The organism is Iodobacter violaceini (genome assembly GCF_011601265.1).
Taxonomy (GTDB): Bacteria; Pseudomonadota; Gammaproteobacteria; order Burkholderiales; family Chitinibacteraceae; genus Iodobacter; species Iodobacter violaceini.
Genome location: NZ_JAAOLX010000005.1, coordinates 117,338 through 139,420, shown reverse-complemented (window position 1 = coordinate 139,420; position 22,083 = coordinate 117,338). Strand labels below are relative to the sequence as shown.

The following is a 22,083-nucleotide window of genomic DNA, read 5'->3' as shown; positions in this document are numbered from 1 at the left end:
CGCTAAAAATCGATTTTGTGCAGGTTGTACAAGTTCTTGTTCACCATTAGGTGCACTTTATATTCAGGCGTTTTGCTCATCGTGGATGTTGGGGCTTGCTGATGCTGAAAAATCCAGCTGGGTACCACCAGAAAGCCTTAATTGCCAGCCACAGCGTGCCGCGAGTTTTTCATCGTGGGTGACAAGTACCAGCGTGGTATTGGTTTCCCGGTTCAGCTCAAATAGTAAATCGGCAATTGCAGTTCCTGTGGCGGCATCCAGGCTGCCGGTTGGCTCGTCTGCGAAGAGAATTTGCGGATTGGATGCAAAAGCACGGGCCAGGGCTACGCGCTGCTGCTCGCCCCCGGATAATTGCCTGGGGGTATGGTTCAAACGATGGCTTAAACCAACCCGCTCCAGCCATTCTGTGGCCCTGGCAGCAGCCTCTTTTTTGCCTGCTAATTCCAGCGGCAGCATGGTGTTTTCTAAAGCAGAAAGCTCGGGTAAAAGCTGAAACGATTGAAATACAAAGCCTGACACCTGCGCGCGCAGCCCGGCCCTCTGGTCTTCGTTTAAGCGGCCTAATTCTTTACCCGCCAGCGTAATTTGGCCGCGTGAGGCTTGATCTAATCCGGCAAGCAGGGCCAATAGTGTGGATTTTCCTGAACCAGAGCTGCCAACAATAGCAAGACTAGCTCCCGCTGGCAGGGAAAATTCAATATCATGTAAGAGATCCAGCTTTTCAACTGCGGTACTGACCGTTTTACCCAGGCCGCGCACGGCCAGCATTATTTCTGAGGAGTGATTCATGTGGCGTTTTGTATCCGTATTGGGTTTAAGTGTGTCGATGGCGTCGGCTCAGGCCGCAGCGCCATTGATTTTAGTATTTGGTGACAGCTTGTCTGCCGGTTATGGCCTCGCCGCCAGTGCCGCATGGCCCGCGCTTTTAGATCAGGATCTGGCTAAACAAGGCAAATCATGGCGCGTAGTGAATGCCAGTGTGTCAGGAGAAACGACCGCCGGAGGGCTGACAAGGTTCCCGCAAATACTAAAAACTCATCAGCCTAAAATAGTATTGCTGCAGCTTGGTGCCAACGACGGCTTGCGCGGCCTGCCACTTGCCGAGATGGAAAAAAACCTGGCCAGCATGATTAAAATGGCCAAAGCCAGCGGGGCTAAAGTGCATCTGATCGGCATGCAGATGCCACCAAATTATGGTGCAAATTACACTGAGAGCTTTGCCGCAATTTATCCCCGGCTGGCGAAGCAACACAGTATCAGCTTAACGCCATTTTTACTTGCCCCTGTCTATAAAAACATAGAGTTCTTTCAGACAGATAAGCTTCATCCTAAGGCAGAAGCGCAGCCTTTATTAATGAAGATGGTAGAAAAAGATTTGGGCAAGCTGATTTAATATTGAGTAAACGTAAAAAAGGGCAAAGTCATCCAGACTTTGCCCTTTTTTGTTGCTTTTTTTCTTTGTCATTCAGGTATCCCTCAGTTCTGTAGCTTTGTGCTCAGGCCTGTGTTGCTGCTTTTTTATGTGATGAGGTTGGTCATTTCAAGATGTGCATTTCGGATGATGAGACTGAAGCTCAAACTCTGCAAGTCATCGCATATATTCCGTTGAAAGCAGACTCATGCTGACCGGCATGGCTTGAACTGACAGGCCAGTAAAAAGCACTGAGTAGTCAGCATGGTTGTGATGATGAATCTGTAATAAGTGCAGAGCATCAGTCTGATTATCCGCGCAACTCACAGGTTGTGGCAGAGCACTTCAGGTAGCCGCACAACAAACTCGTCACTGTATTACGGATGCATTATGACTAACACAGGGTAATCATTTGAAGATTTACAACATTCAGCTGAGTCATTAATAAGTATTTAGTTTTCTTAATCTGTTGTTTTGTTTGTAAAAATTAATTCAGGGTAAATGATTGCTGCAATGCACTATATGAATAATGTATTGACATGCATTTTATTTGGTGCGTGCTAATGGTTTGTTTTCCCTGATAAGAAATTGAATACGTCAGGTGCAGGACTGCCTTTCCTTATTGGCGCATTTAAAATAAACCGCTGATGAATTGTCGTTTCTTTACTACAAAAATAGATTTAATTGAGAAGACATTTGGCGATACATCTTGGGTGGATTTTTATAAAAAAACAACACGGGTAACTGTCGCTGAAAAAATGCTTATTTTTAGTTTTTTGTATGTACAAATTATTTTTGAAATTTTTTTATTTAATTCACTGCTTTTCTGGTTTTTTTTGATAAAAAAAATAAACTTATCGGAATTTTTTAGAGATGCAAAGCAGGAGTGCATTGCGGTTGATTCTTACAAGGATGATAGCAATTGAATGATGGGCTAAAGTATGCTTGCTGTTGAGGTAAGCTTTTTTCGTGTGTCCGGACGTATGCTTTTTGCATAAAAATGATTTTAAATCATGTAGATAGGGTGCTTTTAACAATTTTTTCTAATTTTTTTGACTTGATTGGTAAAAATTGACAAGTTTTTTGTCATGGTATTAATATCGAATCATTCAGTTTTTAGTCAGCTTGTGTTGGTTTGCAGGCAGAATGTGCGGCAGTGAGTAAACGAAAAATAAGCATGTAAAGTTTCTGAAATACATGGCGTGAACAGATGTCTCAATGAGTCTTACTTTGGAAACGATATGGTCTCATTCGCCAGGCAGGAAAAAGAAATTTCCAAAAACCGGCACTATATATGGTGGAGAGTCAGTCTGTTGCTTGTGCTGGTTATCGCATTTGTTTTGGCTATTATTTCGTTTCTTAATTATTCTAATTACCGTAAAACTTATTTGGATTCAAGCTTATCAAGGCATCTTGTTCTGGCCAAAGAATTGCGCCAGGTTATTGAGGCAGGCTTGAATATCGGAATAAAGCCATCGGAAAACTTAAATTTATTGCCTGCCATTAAAGAGCAGATACGAAGTCATGCAGGTATTCACTATATATATATAATTGATGAGAATGGTGGGGTGATTGGCGAGGGAAATGCACCTGCTGGAAATGATTTATTTTATTCAAATAAAATAAAAGAAACGCAGGAAAGTAAATACTGGCAAGAAATGACCTCAGACACCATTCAACTTGGGATTGTGTTTCTTAATAATTTTAATATTAAGACTGGCGCTGTAATGATTGGCTACGACCGGCTAGTCATTGAAAGCGCTGCGCACCAGATGCGTAATAAATTAGTGCTCGATATGTTGCTTACATTCGCTCTGCTGGCAGTGCTGACTTATGGCGGCGTATTTACCCTGACCAGAAAGTTTGCGAATGAGCTGGCCCAGGTGAGTGGCGTGATAGACAGCGCTATCGGTGCAGAAAAGCCGCTAAAAATTGAGGGGCACGTTTTGAGCGGGAGTGTTGCTCAGGATATTAATGATTTTACTGCACTTGGCCATCAGCTGGCTCAGAAAATGACTGAGCTGGAGCGGGAAATTTCCCCTGTTACTCCTGTTCAACTGCCGCAATCAGGAGGCGGGAAATGAAACAGCTGCAAATGCGTCTGGTTTTATTAGCAGGGGGAATGCTGCTGATTTCTGCGCTTTTTTTATCCTGGCTGGCATTGCAGCATTTTGAGACAGATTTGCCGCCTGAAATGGCAAGAACAGTCGCAGCAGTAAGTTATTCAGTTAGCGGGGTGATAGAAAAAGCCGATCACTATGGTGTGCCGCTGGGTGAAATGGTTGGGGTAGAAGCATTTTTTGCTGCTGTACGTAAAGATAACCCCGATATCGCTTATATGGTTTTGAGCGATGCACAGGGCAAAATTCTTTATCAGAATGCCTACGATACACTGGAGCAAAAGCCGGACTTACGCAGCGTTACAGGGCCTGTGAGCCAAAAAGTGGGCGCGTATTTTAATACAAGTGTGCCTCTCATTCTTAAGCAGCACCGTGTTGGAACATTACATCTGGGCCAGCGATCTGAACTGGTTGAGCAGCAGGTGCAAGAAATTGCTTATGACGTGATGACTGTATTACTGGTGGCCAGCCTGATTGCGCTTGAATTGATGCGCTTTGTACTTACGTTTGTGATTGCCAGCCCAATCGACGTAACACATCATTTCTTAACGCGGGTCCGGCAGGGTGATTTCAGTTATTACCTTCCTTTTGATCACCTGGGAGGGGTTGGGCAATTAAGTGCACAGTTTAATCAGATTATTGCCAAATTAAATCTGCGCTATCAGGCATTGCAGAAGCGGGCCGGTAAAGCGGGGGAGGCAGAATTACTTCAACAGCGGTTAGCAGCTTATCAGTTTCATGCCCCGGGCGAGCGCCGGACGCTCTATGCCGCTGCTGTTGATCATATTCGCTGGCCCTTTTTTCTATTGATCTTTGCAGATTCATTATCTCTGTCGTTTTTTCCAGTCTATGTAGGGCAGTTTTATTCGCCTGAAATGGGGATTTCTAAAAATATTGTGATTGGATTACCCATATCGATCTTTATGTTTACCTGGGCATTATCGATGCCATGGGCGGGAATGTGGAGTGATCGGGTAGGGCATAGAAAAGCTTTTATCAGCGGTGCAGTGGTGACAACTTTAGGACTTATTCTGACCGCCTGTGCGCAATCATTATATGACCTGCTGTTATGGCGATCTTTAACGGCGCTGGGATATGGGCTGGTATTTATTACCACTCAAAGTTATGTGGCAAGCCATACACCAGTTGCCCAAAGAACACGGGGGATGGCTGTCTTTTTATCCTGTTTTTTTGCGGGTTCTTTATCGGGATCGGCAATTGGCGGGATTCTGGCCGACCGGCTTGGTAATAGCTCTACTATTTTATTGTCTGGATTACTTAGTGCCGCTTCTGCTCTGTTTGTATTGCGTTTTCTTCGCAGCAACCCTGATGCTGTTGCAGTGGCAAAGAAAAAATTAAGTATTAATGATTTCAAGTGCCTGTTAAAAAATAAAAAATTTGTTGTCATTACATTTCTGGCCGCTGTACCTGCAAAAATTGCACTAACGGGTTTCTTGTATTACTCGGTTCCTTTGTATTTAAAGTTGCTTGGGAATAATCAATCGACTACAGGCAGGGTCATGATGGCATATGGCCTGGCAATAATAGTTTTATCTCCTTATGTTGCCAAATTGGCGGACAAAATTGGTCATCTGCGCTGGTTTGTGAGTATTGGAGGTTATGCAGCCGCAGCAGCCATGTTTATTATTTATTTCTTTGATAGTACGGCAGGTTTACTGGCAAGTATTACTTTATTAGGCATTGCCCACGCTATTGGGGTATCACCACAGCTGGCTTTAATTAATGATTTTTGCAAAGAGGTAGTGCAGGAAGTCGGGGGAGGTACTACAACAGGCATTTTCCGGTTAATTGAGCGCCTTGGTAATGTTTTAGGCCCTATTATTGCGGGGGTGCTTATTTCCCAGTTTGGATTTAATGGTGCTTTTTTTGGAATTGGTTTGGTATCTTTAATTTGTGCTTCCAGCTTTACTGTTATGTTTTTCTTGTTTGAAAGAAATCAAGCCCGTGCCGCATTCGCAGGCTGAGGGAATAAAGGAAATAACAAATGTATTTTCGCTTCATGATTATATTTACATATTTGTTATGTTTTCCTCTGGAGTTAAAAGCAGCTGAAATAAAGGAAAAACCACCGTATAAAATAATGATGATTCTTTACCGTGGATTTACCGACGCAGAAAAAGGGTTTGTTTCATATTTTAAACAGCACCATATTGCAGCTGAATTTATTATTCGTGATGCGCAAGCTGATAATACAAAAATTGCCGGATTTGTGAGTGAAGCACGTGAGTTAAAGCCGGATTTGATCTACACCTTTGGCACAACGGTAACCGCCGAAGTGGTTGGTTTAGTCGGTCAGGTTAATCCTGAAAAGCATATTACGGATATTCCGGTTGTATTTAATATTGTTGCTGACCCAATCGGTGCGGGGCTTGTTAAAAATATGCAGGCATCCGGGCGAAATTTAACCGGCGCATCACATTTAGTGCCACTGAGTGCACAAATGAATGCATTACAGAAAATGCGCAGTACACAAACACTGGGGGTGATTTATAACTCTCAGGAAAAAAATGCAGTACTTACTGTGCAAGGTTTAGAAAAAATTGCAGCTAAGAATAAATTTTCTTTAGATTTATCTCCTGTTGCGCTTGATGAGAATCATAAACCAAGTGTTGAGGGGATAAAAATAGCTGCTCAGCAATTGTTAGCCAGAAAACCCCAGTTTATATATATCCCGTCGGATTCATTTATGATTAAAAATGCACAGACCGTAGTGCGGGCGGCTCAGGCAGAGAAAATACCTGTTTTTTCTGCCACCGAAGCCCCCATTCGGAATGATGGTGCATTATTAGGGCTGGTTAGTACCTATTTTAATGTGGGTGAATTAGCCGCGCATAAAGCAGAACAAATACTTTTAAAGAAAGAACCAATAGGAAAAATACCTGTTGAATTATTAAACAGATTCACGTATCTGATTAATATGGGGTCGGCAAAAAAATTAGGTATCTACCCTCCATTGGCTGTGGTTAAGTTTGCAGAATTAATCTCTCCGCTGGATGGAATTGATGCAAGTGAGTAATTGAAATTTAATTATTTTTTTGCATTAAGTAATGGGGCAGCGCCAATCAGCTGCACAATGGACCCGCCATTTTCTTTGCCTGATATTAACAAAGGTTTATGGCAGGTTTTATATAACCTGAAGGGAGTTAAGCTATGACAGATAAGTCTGAAAAAATTAAAGACGCTGGTTTAGAAAGTAATGTTCATTTAAATGAAGAAAAGTCCAAGGTATTGGATCTTCAGGAGCTTTCAGAAATCAGCGGTGGCGTTACTGGTGAAACTCCATCTGAATGGAGCACGGTAAGCAATTATTGTGCAAGCGAAGCGGAACAAAACGGTGCTGCATAATTATTGTGCAGAATAAACATTTTATTAAAATTCAAAGGAATAGTCATGACAAATAAATCAGAAAATATTGTTGCAGAAAATAATAATGTAGTTGTTGATGATAAATCTAAGGTTTTAGATTTACAGACTCTTGCTGAAATTAGTGGTGGAGTTACAGGTGAAACCCCTGCTGATTGGAGCACTGTCAGCAACCATTGTGGTAAAGCTGAAGAAAGTAACGTTGAATAAATGGCTGCTAATTTAAACAAATAGCGGTGTTTCTATTTGTTTGTATTCTACATAGTAGCGGATTTTATCCGCTACTATTTATGATTAATATTATTGTAGGTTTAAATGTGGAAAATTCCTTGCGAGAGTTAATTAGCAGTAATAGTAATGATTATTTTATCCCGCAATCTGCATACAAACCATCCATGTTTTATTATGAACATGTCTCTGAACTGCTTCCGAGTATGTGGCGTTTAAATCAGGGCCACTTTTGGACTCAGACTTTATCTCCAAAGGCCAAGCATCCTGCTCAGGGCTGGAAAATTCATGTTTCAGCTTTGCCTGAATCTGCATTGCGAATTTTAAATAAAGTCGCATCTGTTTGTTTTAGTTATGGTGTTGAATTTAAGTTTGCCAGTGATCCGCATATCTTAATTTCACAGCTGCGTAAAAGCTGTTCACGGCAGTCTGCCGGAAAATTTATTACCATTTACCCGGGGAGTGACGAGGTATTTAAAAGACTGATTGAGTCACTTTATACAGAGTTAAAAGATGAAAAGGGGCCGTATATATTGTCCGACAGGCAGTATAAAGATGCATCGGTACTTTTTTACCGCTACGGAGGTATTCAGTCATTCCCCGAGATTAGCGTAAATGGCGAAAGAACGTTGTGTATCTTAAATGAGAGATACGAATTTATTGAAGATATCCGGTCGCCGTATTTTATTCTTCCTGATTTTGTTACAGATGAACTTCTACAAAAAATTACTCCCCTGCCGGGTGAAAATAAAGTTGTTGGTAAGGGAAATATACAATTATTTGGCGGAAAGTATGAAATTATTTCCGTTGTTAAGCATTCAAATGCTGGCGGCGTTTATAAAGCCAGGAATGTTGTTACACAACAAGAGGCAATTATTAAAGAATGCAGACCTTATGTTGAAATTAATGATGAAGGTGTTGATTCGATTGAGAGGCTGAAAAAAGAGTTTCGAATTTTATCAAAAATATCAAAAACTGAAATTAGTGCTGAAGCTTTGGATTTTTTTGAGGAGTGGAATCATTCGTTCATGGCCCAGGAGTTAATCGAAGGACAAAATCTGCGCCAATATATTGCCAGATCTAATAAGCTGATTCATGCAACTTCTTCCAATATAGTGATGAAGCAGTGGTTTGAAGATGTATTAAATATATCAGTGCAGCTCTTCGAAAAAATTATATTGCTGCATGAAAGCGGGATTGTTTTTGGTGATTTGTCTTTGAATAATATTATTATCAATCCGGATAATTTAAATATAAGACTGATTGATTTTGAAGGGGCTTATGAGCCAGGGGTGGACAGAAATACAAATATGTTTTCGCCTGGCTTTGGTAAGCACTCCAGAAAAGTTAAAAAAACGGTTGATTTCTCTGATGATTATTACGCACTGGGCAGCTTTCTTGTGGCAATGATTTTGCCAAATCCTACATTGAGTGAAATTAGTGAGGATTTTGTAAATGTAGCGCTGAGTGAATTAAGAAAAGATATCGGGCTGCCTTATGAATATATTGAATGTGTGAATAATCTTTATTCTGATGAAGCCATTGATCTCAGAGTTTGTGTTGAAAAATTAAAGATGTGCAGTACAAATGAAATAAGAGGATATGACTTTAAAATTGCAGATAAAAAAAACATATATGAATATTGTAAAAATGTGGTAGCTAAGGTCTTTGAATATAATACCAATATGATGGATGTGTCCTTATCGGGCCGAATTTTGCCCTTTGGGCCCAAGTTCGATGACAGTATGGCTGTAGATCATGGCGTATTGGGGCTGGCATATGCATGGAGTCAGATTTTTGATTCTGTTCCTGATGAATTAAATGGCTGGATATTACGTCAATTTAAATTAGATGGGCATTTGCCGGGTTTAATGAATGGCTTAAGCGGAATGGCGTGGGCATTGTTTGAAACTGGTCATCATAAGCTGGCAGAGCAAGCATTAAAAATGGCGGCGGGGCATCGTTTATTATTTCAAAAAATGTCTCTTGCTTATGGCGCTGCTGGCTTTGGTTTAGCTAATCTTTATTTTTGGCAAAAAACAAAAAATGAATTTTTCCTGACTGAGGCTATAAAAATAGCAGATATTATTTGTGAAACAGCCATGGCAGAAAGTGATGGTTGTTCATGGGATAATATTGAAGGTAAAGGGACTGGTGTGGGGCTTTTCGAGGGGGCTAGTGGTATTGCTCTTTTCTTGCTGAATATATATTGCGCTACAAAAAATGCCCGTTATTTATTAGTTGGTGAAAATGGGCTTAAATTTGATATCTCTTGTGGAAGAGAAATCGAAGGGACATTTGGTTTTCCAAAGCATACAATTAATGGGAACAATATTCTTTACCCTTATCTGGCGCATGGTAGTGCGGGTGTGGCCAGTGTTGCGTTGCGTTATTATGTTATTACAAAAAATGCAGAATATATTCAATTTATTGAAAAAGTAAAACCAGCCATTGCACAGAAATATACTATTTCTCCAGATTTGTTTTCCGGATTATCAGGGTTGGGTAACTATATGCTGGATGTGTATGATTTTCTGGGGGATGAGTCATATCTTGATTTGGCTTATCGTGCTGCTGAAGGGCTGAAATTATTTACTATTAAAAGAAAAGAAGGTTTTTCTTTTCCTCTTCTGACCCCCAATAAAATTTGTACTGATTATTCATCAGGCTCAGCAGGGGTGGCTCTATTTATGCATCGGCTGGTTAAACAAGGTGGAAATTTTAATTTTATGACTGATGAGCTGATTAAATGCTTTCATTCTGAAAAAAGTGATTTCTTGCTTAGCGTGCAATGACTTAAAGATCTTGTCATTGCCTGGATGATCTGTTCGGTTTATGCACGTGCGTAAACTGAACAGTTATCTTTATTTTTCTATTGATACTTAAAAATCAGAGGTCATTTTTGTATTATTTCTTGATTTTAATTAACAGAAAATATTTTCATATATTGATTATATATTTGTTTTTTTTGTTATTTTATCCTGATACAAAAGCTTCTGAATTTCGGCTATCCACCGCAATTGAGCAATCCTTAAAGCAAAACCCGGATATACAAATTCAAAATTCACAGCTTGCTGTGGCTCAGGGGCAGTATTTGCAGGCGGCCGGGCAATTTGACTGGGTTTTGTCTTCTGGTCTTTTATACGATAAAAAAGTTACACCGCAAATCAATAGCGCAGATGGGCTGTTGATTAACAGCGGCTATCAATTGGGGATGAGCAAGCAGCTCCAGAATGGGATGAGCCTGAACGGTAGTTTAGATGCCCTCGCCAGTGATGGGCAGCTGTTGCAGCAAAACCGGCTTAAATTTGATGTGTCTCTGATTGTGCCTTTACTGCACGGGCGGGATGCCACGGCCGCATCAGAAGATGTGGCTAAGCTGAATATTGAGCTGAGCCGTTATCAGCTGCGTGATCGTATTGCGCAGACGCTTTATAACACGCTGGTGGCGTACTGGAATTACCGCAGCCGGGTAGATTTAGAAAAGGTAGCGCAGAGTAGTGAGGAGCGCAGCCAGGGCCTGCTGCGCTCTATTCAAAAGCTGGTGGATGCAGGAGAGAAGCCACGTGCCGATCTGGTTTTGCTGCAGGCGGATCACAGCGACAAAATCAACCGGCGGCAAGCTGCTGCGCTGGCGCGCATCGAAGCCAGAACGGCGTTGGGCCGCCTGTTGGGCCTGGATGAAATGGCCATCAGGCAGCTTCCTGAGCCCTTTGATGCTTTGCCTGCCCTGCAGACTAATCTCCCGGCTTTTTATTCTGAATCGCTGACTTCAGCGGCTTTGCAGCAACGGCCGGATGTAAGGGCGCTGTCGGTGCAGCTGGAAGCCGCGCGCCGGCAGATGCTGGCGGTGCAGGAGCGGCTTAAACCTCAGCTGGATTTACAACTGGGACTGGGCTATGCCAAGGCCTCGGAGGGGGGGAGCCGCTATGGCTTTGCTGCTGAGCCGGGACAGGTTCAAGGGTCTCCTTCGGTGTTTGCCCGTCTGAATTATCAATTTCCTTTGCAAAACAGCAGCGCCAGCGGGGCAATGCAGGAGCGCTCGGCCATATTGTCTCAACTATTAATCCGGCAAAAAGATTTAACCATTGGCGTGGCTTCCGGGGTAGAGAGCGCCTGGCAGGCTTTATCAAATAGCAGCGAGCAACTCAAAGTGGCAAAGCAGGCTTTGTCATGGTACGAGCTGGCGGTAAGCCAGGAAGTGGTTAAGCAAAAAAATGGGATTTCAACGCTGATTGATGTGATCAATGTTGAAACGCGCTTTGTCAGCGCCAGGGTGAATTACTTGCAACTGCAGCTGGCTTATGCCAGTGCGCTGGCCAGATTACGTTTTGAGACGGGTACGCTGCTGCCTGTTGCCGGCAGTGATCAGCCTGACGGTGAGGTGGTTTCACTGGATGTCAGCGATTTTACGGGCTTAGGGCCACTTTCTTCTTTTCATTAATGCGAGCTAAGCATAAGCCATGCAAAAAAAAGGGATTTTCAGGCAGGTTGCACTTAACCGCCTGTCTTCGCCAGAAGAGCTGGACAGCCTGTTGCAGGTGACTTCAGGCAAGGGCTGGATTGCTCTTGCCGGGATTGGTCTTTTATTGCTGACGCTGATTGCATGGTCTGTGCTTGGCAAGCTGCCCACTAAACTGATGGGCCAGCAATGCATCCTGGTTAAAAATGGCGGGGTGATTGTATTAACGACTTCGGCGAGTGGCCGTTTATCTGATCTGGCTGTAGAGCCTGGCGATATGGTGACGCGCGGGCAGATTATAGGGCGGCTGGAGCAGTATGACTTGCTGCAAAAAATTAAATCGAGTGAGGCGCGCCTCAAAGAGGTAGAGGCTCAGCACGCTCAGGCTGTTGCGATGGCAGCGCAGGGCTCGTCCCTGCGCGAGGCGACGATGAGCCAGCAAACACAGAATTTGCAAAGGCAGCTGGCTTCTGCCAATCAGCGCGGGCAATTGTTGCAGGAGCGTATTGACAGCCAGACCTCGCTGTTTGAGCAGGGCTTAATCACAAAACAGACCTTAATCGCATCGCAGCTTGAGCTGGCAGCGGTTCGTTTAGAAGCAGAAACCATTAAGGGCCAGTTTAAGCAGCAGGATGTGGCGAGGCTGGAGGGTAAAAAGCAGAGTGATAATGAAGTGGTGCAAACCCAGAACCAGCTGGACGATGTAAAGCGCACGCTGGCTTTGATGCGGCGGGATGCCAAGAATTTTACTTCGATTATCAGCCCCTATTCGGGCCGGGTGCTGGAGGTCAAGGCCGCTGAGGGGCAGCTGGTTGAGCGGGGTACTCAGCTGATCAGTGTGGAGCAGGGCGGGGTCGATATGAATGAAATCGAAGCTTATATCTATTTACCCGCAGCAGAGGGCAAAAAAGTCAGTGCCGGTATGAAGGTGGAAATTAGCCCAAGTACAGCTAAGCGTGAAGAGTTTGGTTTTTTACCTGCTTTTATCAGCCGCGTAGCAGATTACCCCTCTACCGATCAGGGCCTGATGCGGGTGTTTGCAAATGAAAAATTAGTACAGCAACTGACCGGCACGCTGGCGCCGATTCAGATTCTGGCTTCTCTTAAACCTTCATCGGTAAATCCAAGTCATTACGAATGGTCAACCCGAAATGGCCCCCCTTTTTCTATTCAAAGTGGTACGGCATGCTCGGCGGCGATTACGCTTTCTGAGCAAAGGCCGATTACGCTGGTATTACCCATCCTTAAAAAAGCCATGGGTCTGGATTAAGCCATGTTAAAAGCGATGGATAAATTGTGGCAGCGTGTGCTGCGCTTTATGCCTGTGCGGGCAACACTTCTGGTGAGAACACCATCCGTATTGCAAATGGAAGCCGTAGAGTGTGGCGCGGCATCGCTGGCGATGATACTGGCCTACTACAAAAAATATATTCCACTGGAGCAATTACGGCTTGATTGCGGCGTATCCAGAGATGGCAGCAAGGCGCTGAATGTAGTGAAGGCGGCAGAAAAACATGGTTTGCTGGCTAAGGGCTATCGTAAGGAGCCTGCGGATTTACGCAGCATGACGCTGCCGGCGATTTTATTCTGGAACTTCAATCATTTTGTGGTTTTGGATGGTTTTTCTAAAGATAAGGTGTGGTTAAACGATCCGGCCAAGGGGCGTTGCCAGGTCAGTGAGGCAGAGTTTGATCAGTCCTTTACGGGGGTGGTGCTTAGCTTTGAGCCCGGGCCGGATTTTCAGCCCTCAGGCAGCCCGCGTAGTTTAATCGACAGCCTGCGCAGCCGGCTGACCGGCTCAAACGAGGCGCTGCTTTACCTGGTGCTGCTGGGGCTTGCGCTCGTGATACCTGGTTTGCTTATTCCGGTATTTACTTCGGTGTTTATTGATCAGGTTTTGGTGGGCGGGCTGACGGGCTGGCTGGGGCCTTTAACTGGCGGCATGCTGGCGACTTCCTTGTTGGTGGCGGTCTTAACCTGGCTGCAAAAGTATTATTTACTCAAGCTGGAAACCCGTATTGCCCTGACTACTTCGGCGCGTTTTTTTTGGCATGTATTACGCTTACCCGTGGGCTTTTATCAGCAGCGTTCTGCTGGTGATATTGGTGCACGCGTTGGCATCAGCGACAGAGTGGCCAATATTTTATCGGAAGACCTGGTCTCTGCGCTGCTGAGCGTTATTACCGCACTGTTTTTTGCCGTGATTATGCTGTTTTATGATCTGACTATGAGCCTGATTACGATCGGGATTGTCGTGGTCAATGTGCTGGTATTGCGCTATGTATCGCAGCACCGTAAGGCGCTAAATCAAAAATTATCCATTGACCGTGGCAAGGTGATGGGCACTTCCATGAATGGGCTGATGCTGATTGAAACCCTCAAAGCATCAGGCGCTGAATCTGATTTCTTTAGCCGCTGGGCGGGTTATCAGGCCAGATTAATGAATTCAACCCAGGCCATGAGTCGTACATCAATCTCCCTGGATTTATTACCCAAATTTTTAACCGCCGCTAATGCAGCGTTAATTCTGGGCATAGGCGGTGCCAGAGTGATGCAGGGTGATATGACCATTGGCATGCTGGTGGCTTTTCAGGCGCTGGTGGCCAGTTTTATCAGCCCGAGTAATGCGCTGGTAGCGCTGGGGGGCAAGATACAAAGTTTTCAAGGGGATATGGACAGGCTGGATGATGTCATGCGCTATCCCTGCGAAGACATAGTTGCATTAGAAAAAACAGACGAGCCTTTACTCTCTGCAAGGCTGGAAGGGCATCTTGAATTAAGAAACATCACCTTTGGCTACAGCCGTCTGGAGCCTCCGCTTCTGGAGAACTTTAATCTGATTCTGGAGCCTGGGCAGCGGGTGGCCCTGGTGGGTGCTTCAGGCTGTGGCAAATCGACCATTTCAAAATTGGTGGTGGGTTTATACGAGCCATGGGAGGGACAGATTCTTTTTGATGGCAAGCCCCGCAGCGCGTGGCCACGACAGCAATTATTAAATTCACTGGCTTCGGTTGATCAGGATATTGCGCTTTTTTCCGGCAGTATTCGTGACAATTTAAGCATGTGGGATAGCACCACCCCCCTGGCGGATATGGTAGGAGCAGCCAGGGATGCTTGCGTGCACGATGTAATTGCGGTTCGGCCGGATGCGTATGATGGTGTCGTGACCGAGGGCGGAAGTAATTTCAGTGGCGGGCAGCGTCAGCGGCTGGAAATCGCCAGGGCGCTGACATCAAATCCACGGCTCTTAGTGCTGGATGAAGCAACCAGTGCGCTGGACCCGCTGACCGAAAAACAAATTGATGGTCATTTACGCCGCCGTGGCTGCAGCTGTCTGATTGTGGCGCACCGGCTGAGCTCAATCCGTGATTGCGATGAAATTATCTTGCTGGATAAGGGCAAGGTGATCGAACGCGGCTCCCATACTCAGTTAATGAAATCAGATGGTCATTATGCAAGGCTGATTGCCAATGAATAAGCCCTTAGAGAAATTAGTCCAGCCTTTGATGCAGCTTGGCGGGCGCGGGGGAGGCGGCCAGATTCGTGGTCGCGCAGAAAGCGTATTCCTGCTTGAAAATGGCAGTGCTGATGTGTTTATGGTGAAGCAGGATGGCAGCGGGGCACGGACTTTTTTATTCTCTGTTGCAGCAGGGCAGCTGCTGGCATTCCCTGGAGAGGAGAGTGCCGGAGCGGTGCTTGTCCAGCCCGGTCCTGGCGCTGAATACAGAATAATTGCTAAAGCAGAGCTGTTGGACTGGATGCACACAGCGGGTACTCCGGCGTCATTACTGCTTGCACCGCAGATTGAGCATATAGCAGGGGAATTTGCTGAAAAAGCACCTGCAGATTGCCTGAGGACGGGGGTTACAGAGCCATATTGCAGCCCGCAGCAAGCGGTAGTGATGGCAGCAGACCGCGAGGGGCTTTGGTTTAAGCTGGTCTCAGGGCAGGCTGAGTTTTTTGGCAGGCTGCCGTGTGAGGCGGGGGCTTTGATGCCACTGCCATTCAATTGCTGGATGACCATTGCAGCGGAAAGTGAGCTGAGTATTTTTGAGCCTGACGCTTCGGTATCGCCTGATGCACTGCTTGCCGGAACAGAGGCAATGTTCAGTCTGCTGCTGCAATGGGTGCTGGCGCAAAAAAGCCATGCCGCTGAGCAGGAGTTGCAACGTTTACAAATGAAAAGTGCCTTGGGCAGCCGGGTGATGACCGATGCTCTGGCGGGCTTTGTGGCTTTGTTTAGCTTGCAGTCTGCGGGCGACAGCAGGGGCAGTGATCATTTGCTGGCAGCGTGCAAAGTGATCGGCGATCAATTGGGCATTCAGTTTAAGGCTGCTGCCGGGGGCATAAAGGGCAAGGATGCCGTCAGGGATATCGCTCAGGCATCGGGCGTACGTACCCGTATTGTGGCGCTCAAAGGGGCGTGGTGGCGTAACGATAATGGTCCTTTACTGGTTTTAGCTGAGCAAAGTAAACAACCATTTGCAGCCTTGCCTTTGCGTGGCGGGGGCTATCAGATTCATGACCCGCAGTCTGGTGAGGTTTCTCTGCTCAATGCCGAGTTTGCCGCTCAGCTTGCCCCCTTTGCCTATATGTTTTATGCGGGCTTACCCAGCAAAAAACTGTCGTTGATTGATATTTTGCAATTCATTTTTTTTGCGATTCGTCGTGATGTGGGTGTTGTGGCTGCGATTGCCTGTGCCAGCACCCTGCTTAGCATGGCTATTCCGCTGGCCAGTGGCCATCTCTTTGATAGCGTATTTCCTGCAGCAGATTACGGGCAGATGGTTCAGCTGGTTGTTATTCTCTTTATTGCCAGCATTGTCACACTTTTATTTGAAGCCACTCGTTCGCTGGCCATGCTGCGGATTGAAGGGCGGGCCAGCAGTGATTTACAGGCCGCCATATGGGACAGGGTACTGGCCCTGCCCGTGCCTTTTTTCCGGGACTACAGTGCTGGCGATTTAGCGATGCGGATCAATGGCATTAATGAAATTCGGCAGGCGTTATCAGGTACCGTTATTTCATCGCTGATCAGCAGCGTATTTGCAATTCTGAATGTTTTTTTATTATTTTATTACAGCTCCAGACTGGCCATGCTGGCGATTCTGTTAGTTGTTCTGGCGATTGGTTTTAATTTGCTTGTTGGCTATTTTGGGGTGCGTATATCCCGGCAAACGGCGGAAGTGAGCGGTAAGCTTTCCGGGCTGGTGCTGGAGTATTTAAGCGGTATCAGTAAGCTAAGAATCAGCGGTGCTGAATCGCGGGCCTTTGCCAATTGGGCGGTGGGTTTTACGGCCCAAAAGCAGCTGGCCCTGCGTGCAGGCAGGCTGAATAATCTGAATAGCGTTTTTAGTGCTGCATTTCCTGTGGCAGCCAATGCGCTGATTTTTGCCTGCCTTGCCATGATGCTTGGAGAGCCGGCTGGGACTAAGCTTTCCAGCGGTGATTTTATTGCCTTTGGTGCTGCGTGGACTGTTTTTTTGGGGGCCGCACTGTCTTTAGTCAAAACCGGCATCGATCTGCTGGCCATCACCGCCACTTATGAGCGCACCCGGCCCATTCTGGAGGCTCGTCCTGAAGTGGATGAAAGCAAGGCTAATCCTGGTCTGCTGAAGGGCGGTATTGAGCTGAGCCATCTGAAGTTTTCATATGCGCCTGATGCACCGATGGTGCTGGATGATGTGTCTATGACAATACAGCCTGGTGAGTTTGTTGCTCTGGTTGGTGCTTCAGGATCAGGCAAATCAACGTTACTGCGGCTGATGCTGGGCTTTGAAACACCAACCCATGGCGGGGTGTATTACGATCAGCACCATCTGGCTGATGTGGATATTGGCGCAGTCAGGCGCCAGCTGGGTGTCGTGCTGCAAAGTGGCCGTTTAATGAGCGGCGATATTTTTAGCAATATCATTGGTTCGAGCCCTTTAAAGCTGGCTGATGCATGGGATGCGGCAAGGGCTTGCGGGCTGGATCAGGATATCAATGCCATGCCTATGGGTATGCATACCATCGTCAGCGATGGCGGGGGCACCTTATCCGGCGGGCAAAGGCAGCGTCTGTTAATTGCAAGGGCCATTGTCAATAAACCACGGGTTGTGTTTTTTGATGAAGCAACCAGTGCGCTGGACAATCAAAGCCAGGCCCTGGTCAGCGCCAGCATGGATCAGTTGCAAGCCACCCGCGTAGTGATTGCTCACCGGCTGAGCACCATCATCAATGCGGATCGAATTTATGTGCTGGATAAGGGCAGGATTGTGCAGAGCGGAACCTACCAGCAGTTAATCAGCGAGGAGGGATTATTTGCTGAGTTGGCAAAACGGCAAATGGCCTGATGATTAAATCTGTTTTCAGCATCTTTGTAATTAGCTTTGGGGGCCAGAATGATTAAAAAACTAATATTGATTGTTTTAATAATCAGCTCAGTAACAGGCTGTGGCAATAAAACACTGGCGCAGCAAAGGGCTGAAAAGCTTGCTGAAGCCAGTAAAGAGGTGCTGATTGCGGTGGCATGGCCTTTGCACTCGAGCAAGGCCACTTTAATTGACGGGATTAATTTAGCCGTTGATGAAGTCAATCAAAGTGGCGGGGTATTGGGCAGAAAAATAAAAATACAGCTTAGGGACGATACCGCATCGCTAAGTAAAGGGCGGCTGGTTGCGCAGGAAATTGCCGATGATATTTCTGTGGCGGCGGTGATTGGGCATTTAAATTCGTATATTGCAGCCCCTGCGGCACAAATTTATGAGCGAGCAGGTTTGCTGCTGATCACGCCTGGCGCCAGCGTACAAAAAATAACCGAACAAGGCGGGAAATACACTTTTCGCAGCCTGCCTGGTAACCGGGATCAGGGCCGGCAAATTGCTGATTACGCAGTAACGCAAGGTTATAAAAATATTGCGATTTATTATATAAAAAATGACTATGGTATTGATCTGGCAAATTACTTTGAACAGCGGGCACATGAGCTGGGAATAACGGTAGCAGATCGCCGCTCCTACAATATGGGGGGGGATAATCATGCCGCTATTTTGGCGGATTGGGGCGCATTTCTGTCTACAGATGCAATTTTTTTAATTGGCTCTTTGCCAGAGAGCGCACAAATTTTGCATGAGATGAGGGTCGCTGGTTTAAAGGTACCTGTTTTGGGCGGAGCGGGGCTGGATTCTCCTGAGCTGATCAGGCTGGGCGGGAAAAACACCGAGGGTACGGTGGTGTTTTCTTTATTTAATATGGGAGATCCCCGCCCTGAAGTAAAAGCCTTTGGTGAGCAGTTTAAGAAAAAATTCGGGGTTTTACCTGACAGCACAGCCGCGCAGGGTTATGACACTGTCAAGTTGCTTGTACAGGCTATGCAGGCAGCTGATAGCGTTGTGCCGGATAAAGTGGCCTCTGCTCTGAGAGCTACAAAAAATTGGCAGGGGGTAACAGGTCTTGATAGTTATAGTGCCAAGGGGGATTTAGTGGGAAAGCGGCTTTCGAAAGTGGTGGTTCGGGAAGGAAAATTTGAGTATTTTAATATTGCCCCACCAAAGTAATATTCCCTAACGGCCTGCAGGTGCTGGCTTGGTTTAATTTGCATAAAAAGACACCGGGCCACGTCTATCCATCATGCGAGACAGCTCGCTACGGGTGCTTTGAGGCGGTGTTGTCTGATATTCAGTCCTGAAAGCATGTAATGAATTTTTGCAGGCTTGTTGATCTGTTGTATATGAGCTTTGAGTGTCATGCATAAACAATAAAAAGAGGTGGCTTTGGGTAGCCACCTCTTTTTTGTTTCAGAGCAGATCAGTTTTAGCTGTGATTAAAACTTGTAATTCGCCTTGGCATACCAGCTGCGGCCATGTGGGTCTGTGTATTTAGGATCGAAACCCACCTGGAAGTGATCGGCCTGATTAGTGAAAGGCGGGTCGGTATCAAACAGGTTTTTAACCCCTAAAGTCAGCTCGATATTTTTGGTACGGTATGTGCCTTGCAGTCCCCATGTGCTGTAGGCCTCAACGGTACGGTTGACTTGAGATTCCTTGCCGGTTTTGGGGTCTACGTACGTGACCTGGTTTTGGTCGATATAGCTGGATGTCAGGTTATTGGTCAGTGCTGCACCCCATTCGGCCATATTCCATGACAGCGTAAGATTATGTCTCCAGCGTGGGTTCATACCAAGGTCAATATACTGGCCAACGCTGTCAAAGAAAGCGCCGTCTTTTTCACGCTGATACTCGTTGGTGATGGTGTAAGTGCCCTCTAAGCCGATGCGGAAAGTGCCGTATTCTGTTTTTGGCAGCGCGGCTAAGACAGATACATCCAGGCCATCTGTACGTAATTCGCCCAGATTCAGTGATTTGGAATCGATATAGTCAATTTGTCCTGGCAAGCCTGCTGCAATATCCGCAGCAGTACGTGCCTTACGAATCACTTTATCTTTGTACTTGGCATAATCACCCATAATGGTGGAGTCGGAGATGGTGTCGATCCGGTCTTTAATATTGATATTCCAGTAATCAATTCCCAGTGAGAAATTTTTTACTGGCTCAACTAAGAAACCAAAGGTGTAGTTAGTGGATAACTCAGGTGTGAGCGATTTGCTGCCACCTTGCACCAAATTTAATTGCAAGTTGCAATCGAGCGGGCTCTTGGTTGCTGCGCAGCGTTCAGGGTCGCTGTAATTTGGCCCGGTATTGGTTTTGCTGCTTGGGCGATTTAAATCGTCCAGAGTAGGGGCGTGATAACCGGTGCTGATCGAGCCGCGTAGCACTACTTCATCGATGGGCTGATAGCGAAAGCTCACCTTAGGATTGGTGGTGCTGCCCATATCGTCGTAATGGTCGTAACGCAGCGCAGCTTGTAGTTCCAGGTTTTTCACTACCGGGACGACTACTTCGGCAAAGCCTGCATAGACCAGACGCTCGCCATTGGTGGACTGGCGGTTACCGCCACCGCCTAAGATATCGCCACTGGATAAAATGGCTTCAGGGGTATAAGTGTAGGTTTCTTTGCGTACATCACCACCAAAGGCAAAGCCAACTTTACCGGCGTCTAACTCATAAATTTCTTTAGAAAACTGAACGTCGGCAGATTTATTGCTGGTTTCGCCACTCTGTACTTTGCCGGTGATCTTTGTAGCATCCAGTGCGGCTTTACCTGCGGCATCCTGCGGGCCAAACGGGTTGATTACACCACTTAGCATGGCGGGCAGTAATTTACTTTCGTATACCCAGCCATTGGTATATTTGTCTTCGGTTTTATTCAGTGCATAAACCAAGGCTGCACGGTAATCCCAGCCTGCTACTTCACCCTCTGCGCCCACAACAAAGCGGTGCTGATCAGAGGTGGCTTCATTTTCACGTGCACCTGCATCAATGCCGCGCCATTGCAGCTTTAAATCACCAAGCGCGCCTTTATATGGGTCGTATTTTCCATTGGCAGGGTAAAGTAAATTATCGCCATTAAAGGTGGTGGCGCTGGAAACGGGCACAGGGGAGGAGGAATAAGTGCCTACATTGCGGGTAAATAAATAATCAGCAAAGACCTGGGTGTTGTCATTTACTTTTAAAGTACCCTTGCTGTAGAAAGAAAGGCGCTCTTGCGGGGAGACGATATCAATGATACTGGCGTAATCAAAACGGCAATTACCACCCGTAGCAAAGTTTGGATTAGCAACAGGAATTGACCGTGGCTGATCGCAGCCGGTTAAATAGCCAACGTTAACGGGTTTGCCGCCCGGTCCATTCAAAATGGTAGCAGGAAATGTATTGGCTGATGTTTTATCAATTTCTTTATCTGGAATATACGATGTTTTGGAATAACTGCGGTCTTTAGCGGCCAGAGCTTCCTGTTTGGATACATCTAAAGCCATAAAGACGTTGTAATTGTCTTCTTCAAGGTTACCAAAGCCAAAACTAAAGTTGGCTTTTTTAACTTCGCCGCCACCATCAAAGGTTTGCTCAACGCCGCCGCCAATTTCTGCGCCAACAAAGTTTTTCTTCAGAATAAAGTTCATGACGCCGCCGATTGCATCGGTGCCGTAAACCGCTGAAGCGCCATCTTTTACAATTTCAACCCGGTCCACTGCGCCCAGCGGGATGGAGTTCAAATCAACCCCCGCGCTGTCAAAAGCGTAGTTGGCCATGCGGCGGCCATTTACCAGAATCAGTGTTTTGGATGTGCCCAGCCCACGCAAATTTGCACCAGAGAAGCCGGGTTTGGCTGAATCGCCCACTGCTTGTGCCTGAGCATAGCCATTGCTGCTGGCGGCGAGGTTATCAACTAATTCGGCTACGGTAGTGGCACCGGTTTTAGCGATTTCCTGCTTGCCCAGTACCTGAACGGGCGTTGCACCTGTTTTTGCGGTGCGCTTGATATTGGAGCCGGTAACTTCAACCCTTTCTACTTTGTTTACGGTTTCTGCTGCATGCGCACTGATGATTGCGCCTGCACCAATCATTGCGATAGCAATGGTCATTTTTTTCATTTGCATA

General features: G+C 46.0%; 15 protein-coding genes. 13 read left to right on the top strand and 2 right to left on the bottom strand.

The features are described 5' to 3' along the window. Positions 1 to 63 precede the first annotated feature (63 nt). Entirely contained in the window at positions 64 to 789 is a 726-nt protein-coding gene (locus HA050_RS10960; RefSeq protein ID WP_240929041.1) for an ABC transporter ATP-binding protein, read from the bottom strand. Between HA050_RS10960 and HA050_RS10955 the strand changes: the two genes are divergently transcribed. The 13 genes from HA050_RS10955 to HA050_RS10895 all read left to right on the top strand — a co-directional run bounded on the left by HA050_RS10955 (position 788) and on the right by HA050_RS10895 (position 19,143). Beyond that, positions 788 to 1,393: an arylesterase gene (locus tag HA050_RS10955; protein ID WP_166825776.1), complete on the top strand. Its 606-nt coding sequence runs from the start codon at positions 788 to 790 to the stop codon at positions 1,391 to 1,393. The two genes, HA050_RS10960 and HA050_RS10955, sit on opposite strands and share 2 nt — an antisense overlap. A gap of 665 nt (positions 1,394 to 2,058) precedes the next feature. Continuing rightward, the gene (locus HA050_RS10950; RefSeq protein WP_166825773.1) at positions 2,059 to 2,337 is read left to right on the top strand and encodes a hypothetical protein; all 279 of its coding nucleotides are present in this window, start codon (positions 2,059 to 2,061) and stop codon (positions 2,335 to 2,337) included. A 315-nt stretch (positions 2,338 to 2,652) separates the two neighbouring features. Further along, complete coding sequence (locus HA050_RS10945; protein WP_166825770.1) at positions 2,653 to 3,495, top strand: hypothetical protein; 843 nt, start codon at positions 2,653 to 2,655, stop codon at positions 3,493 to 3,495. Further along, entirely contained in the window at positions 3,492 to 5,516 is a 2,025-nt protein-coding gene (locus HA050_RS10940) for an MFS transporter (RefSeq protein WP_166825767.1), read from the top strand. Before HA050_RS10945 ends, HA050_RS10940 begins: the two co-directional genes overlap by 4 nt. Before the next feature lie 20 nt (positions 5,517 to 5,536). Then, positions 5,537 to 6,568 carry an ABC transporter substrate-binding protein gene (locus HA050_RS10935; protein ID WP_166825764.1) on the top strand — a complete coding sequence of 344 codons (1,032 nt, stop codon included), beginning with the start codon at positions 5,537 to 5,539 and terminating at the stop codon, positions 6,566 to 6,568. 134 nt (positions 6,569 to 6,702) lie between these two features. Next, complete coding sequence (locus tag HA050_RS10930; protein ID WP_166825761.1) at positions 6,703 to 6,897, top strand: class III lanthipeptide; 195 nt, start codon at positions 6,703 to 6,705, stop codon at positions 6,895 to 6,897. A gap of 45 nt (positions 6,898 to 6,942) precedes the next feature. Continuing rightward, positions 6,943 to 7,125 carry a class III lanthipeptide gene (locus HA050_RS10925; RefSeq protein WP_166825758.1) on the top strand — a complete coding sequence of 61 codons (183 nt, stop codon included), beginning with the start codon at positions 6,943 to 6,945 and terminating at the stop codon, positions 7,123 to 7,125. A gap of 80 nt (positions 7,126 to 7,205) precedes the next feature. Beyond that, complete coding sequence (gene lanKC, locus HA050_RS10920; RefSeq protein WP_166825755.1) at positions 7,206 to 9,938, top strand: class III lanthionine synthetase LanKC; 2,733 nt, start codon at positions 7,206 to 7,208, stop codon at positions 9,936 to 9,938. A gap of 164 nt (positions 9,939 to 10,102) precedes the next feature. After that, positions 10,103 to 11,587 (top strand): TolC family protein, encoded by a 1,485-nt coding sequence (locus HA050_RS10915; RefSeq protein WP_166825752.1) that lies wholly within the window; start codon positions 10,103 to 10,105, stop codon positions 11,585 to 11,587. Positions 11,588 to 11,606: 19 nt separating this feature from the next. Next, on the top strand, positions 11,607 to 12,875 hold the full coding sequence (locus HA050_RS10910; protein WP_166825749.1) for an NHLP bacteriocin system secretion protein: 1,269 nt from the start codon (positions 11,607 to 11,609) through the stop codon (positions 12,873 to 12,875). A 3-nt stretch (positions 12,876 to 12,878) separates the two neighbouring features. After that, positions 12,879 to 15,083, top strand: a complete 2,205-nt coding sequence (locus HA050_RS10905; RefSeq protein ID WP_166825746.1) for an NHLP family bacteriocin export ABC transporter peptidase/permease/ATPase subunit — start codon at positions 12,879 to 12,881, stop codon at positions 15,081 to 15,083. Then, a complete protein-coding gene (locus HA050_RS10900; RefSeq protein ID WP_166825744.1) occupies positions 15,076 to 17,940 on the top strand; it encodes an NHLP bacteriocin export ABC transporter permease/ATPase subunit in 2,865 nt (954 codons plus the stop codon). Before HA050_RS10905 ends, HA050_RS10900 begins: the two co-directional genes overlap by 8 nt. Positions 17,941 to 17,988: 48 nt before the next feature. After that, positions 17,989 to 19,143, top strand: coding sequence for an ABC transporter substrate-binding protein (locus tag HA050_RS10895; protein ID WP_166825741.1), 1,155 nt, complete (start codon positions 17,989 to 17,991; stop codon positions 19,141 to 19,143). A 266-nt stretch (positions 19,144 to 19,409) separates the two neighbouring features. On the opposite strand, the gene HA050_RS10890 is transcribed toward HA050_RS10895, so the two are convergent. Continuing rightward, complete coding sequence (locus tag HA050_RS10890) at positions 19,410 to 22,082, bottom strand: TonB-dependent receptor plug domain-containing protein (protein ID WP_166825738.1); 2,673 nt, start codon at positions 22,080 to 22,082, stop codon at positions 19,410 to 19,412. Position 22,083 lies beyond the last annotated feature (1 nt).

Excerpts from the sequence above, each read along its gene's own strand:
- HA050_RS10935 (WP_166825764.1), top strand. The coding sequence starts at position 5,537 with ATGTATTTTCGCTTCATGATTATATTTACATATTTGTTATGTTTTCCT.
- HA050_RS10890 (WP_166825738.1), bottom strand. The coding sequence starts at position 22,082 with ATGCAAATGAAAAAAATGACCATTGCTATCGCAATGATTGGTGCAGGC.
- HA050_RS10930 (WP_166825761.1), top strand. The coding sequence starts at position 6,703 with ATGACAGATAAGTCTGAAAAAATTAAAGACGCTGGTTTAGAAAGTAAT.
- HA050_RS10925 (WP_166825758.1), top strand. The coding sequence starts at position 6,943 with ATGACAAATAAATCAGAAAATATTGTTGCAGAAAATAATAATGTAGTT.
- HA050_RS10945 (WP_166825770.1), top strand. The coding sequence starts at position 2,653 with ATGGTCTCATTCGCCAGGCAGGAAAAAGAAATTTCCAAAAACCGGCAC.
- HA050_RS10905 (WP_166825746.1), top strand. The coding sequence starts at position 12,879 with ATGTTAAAAGCGATGGATAAATTGTGGCAGCGTGTGCTGCGCTTTATG.
- HA050_RS10895 (WP_166825741.1), top strand. The coding sequence starts at position 17,989 with ATGATTAAAAAACTAATATTGATTGTTTTAATAATCAGCTCAGTAACA.
- HA050_RS10940 (WP_166825767.1), top strand. The coding sequence starts at position 3,492 with ATGAAACAGCTGCAAATGCGTCTGGTTTTATTAGCAGGGGGAATGCTG.
- HA050_RS10955 (WP_166825776.1), top strand. The coding sequence starts at position 788 with ATGTGGCGTTTTGTATCCGTATTGGGTTTAAGTGTGTCGATGGCGTCG.
- HA050_RS10950 (WP_166825773.1), top strand. The coding sequence starts at position 2,059 with ATGAATTGTCGTTTCTTTACTACAAAAATAGATTTAATTGAGAAGACA.
- lanKC (WP_166825755.1), top strand. The coding sequence starts at position 7,206 with ATGATTAATATTATTGTAGGTTTAAATGTGGAAAATTCCTTGCGAGAG.
- HA050_RS10900 (WP_166825744.1), top strand. The coding sequence starts at position 15,076 with ATGAATAAGCCCTTAGAGAAATTAGTCCAGCCTTTGATGCAGCTTGGC.
- HA050_RS10910 (WP_166825749.1), top strand. The coding sequence starts at position 11,607 with ATGCAAAAAAAAGGGATTTTCAGGCAGGTTGCACTTAACCGCCTGTCT.
- HA050_RS10960 (WP_240929041.1), bottom strand. The coding sequence starts at position 789 with ATGAATCACTCCTCAGAAATAATGCTGGCCGTGCGCGGCCTGGGTAAA.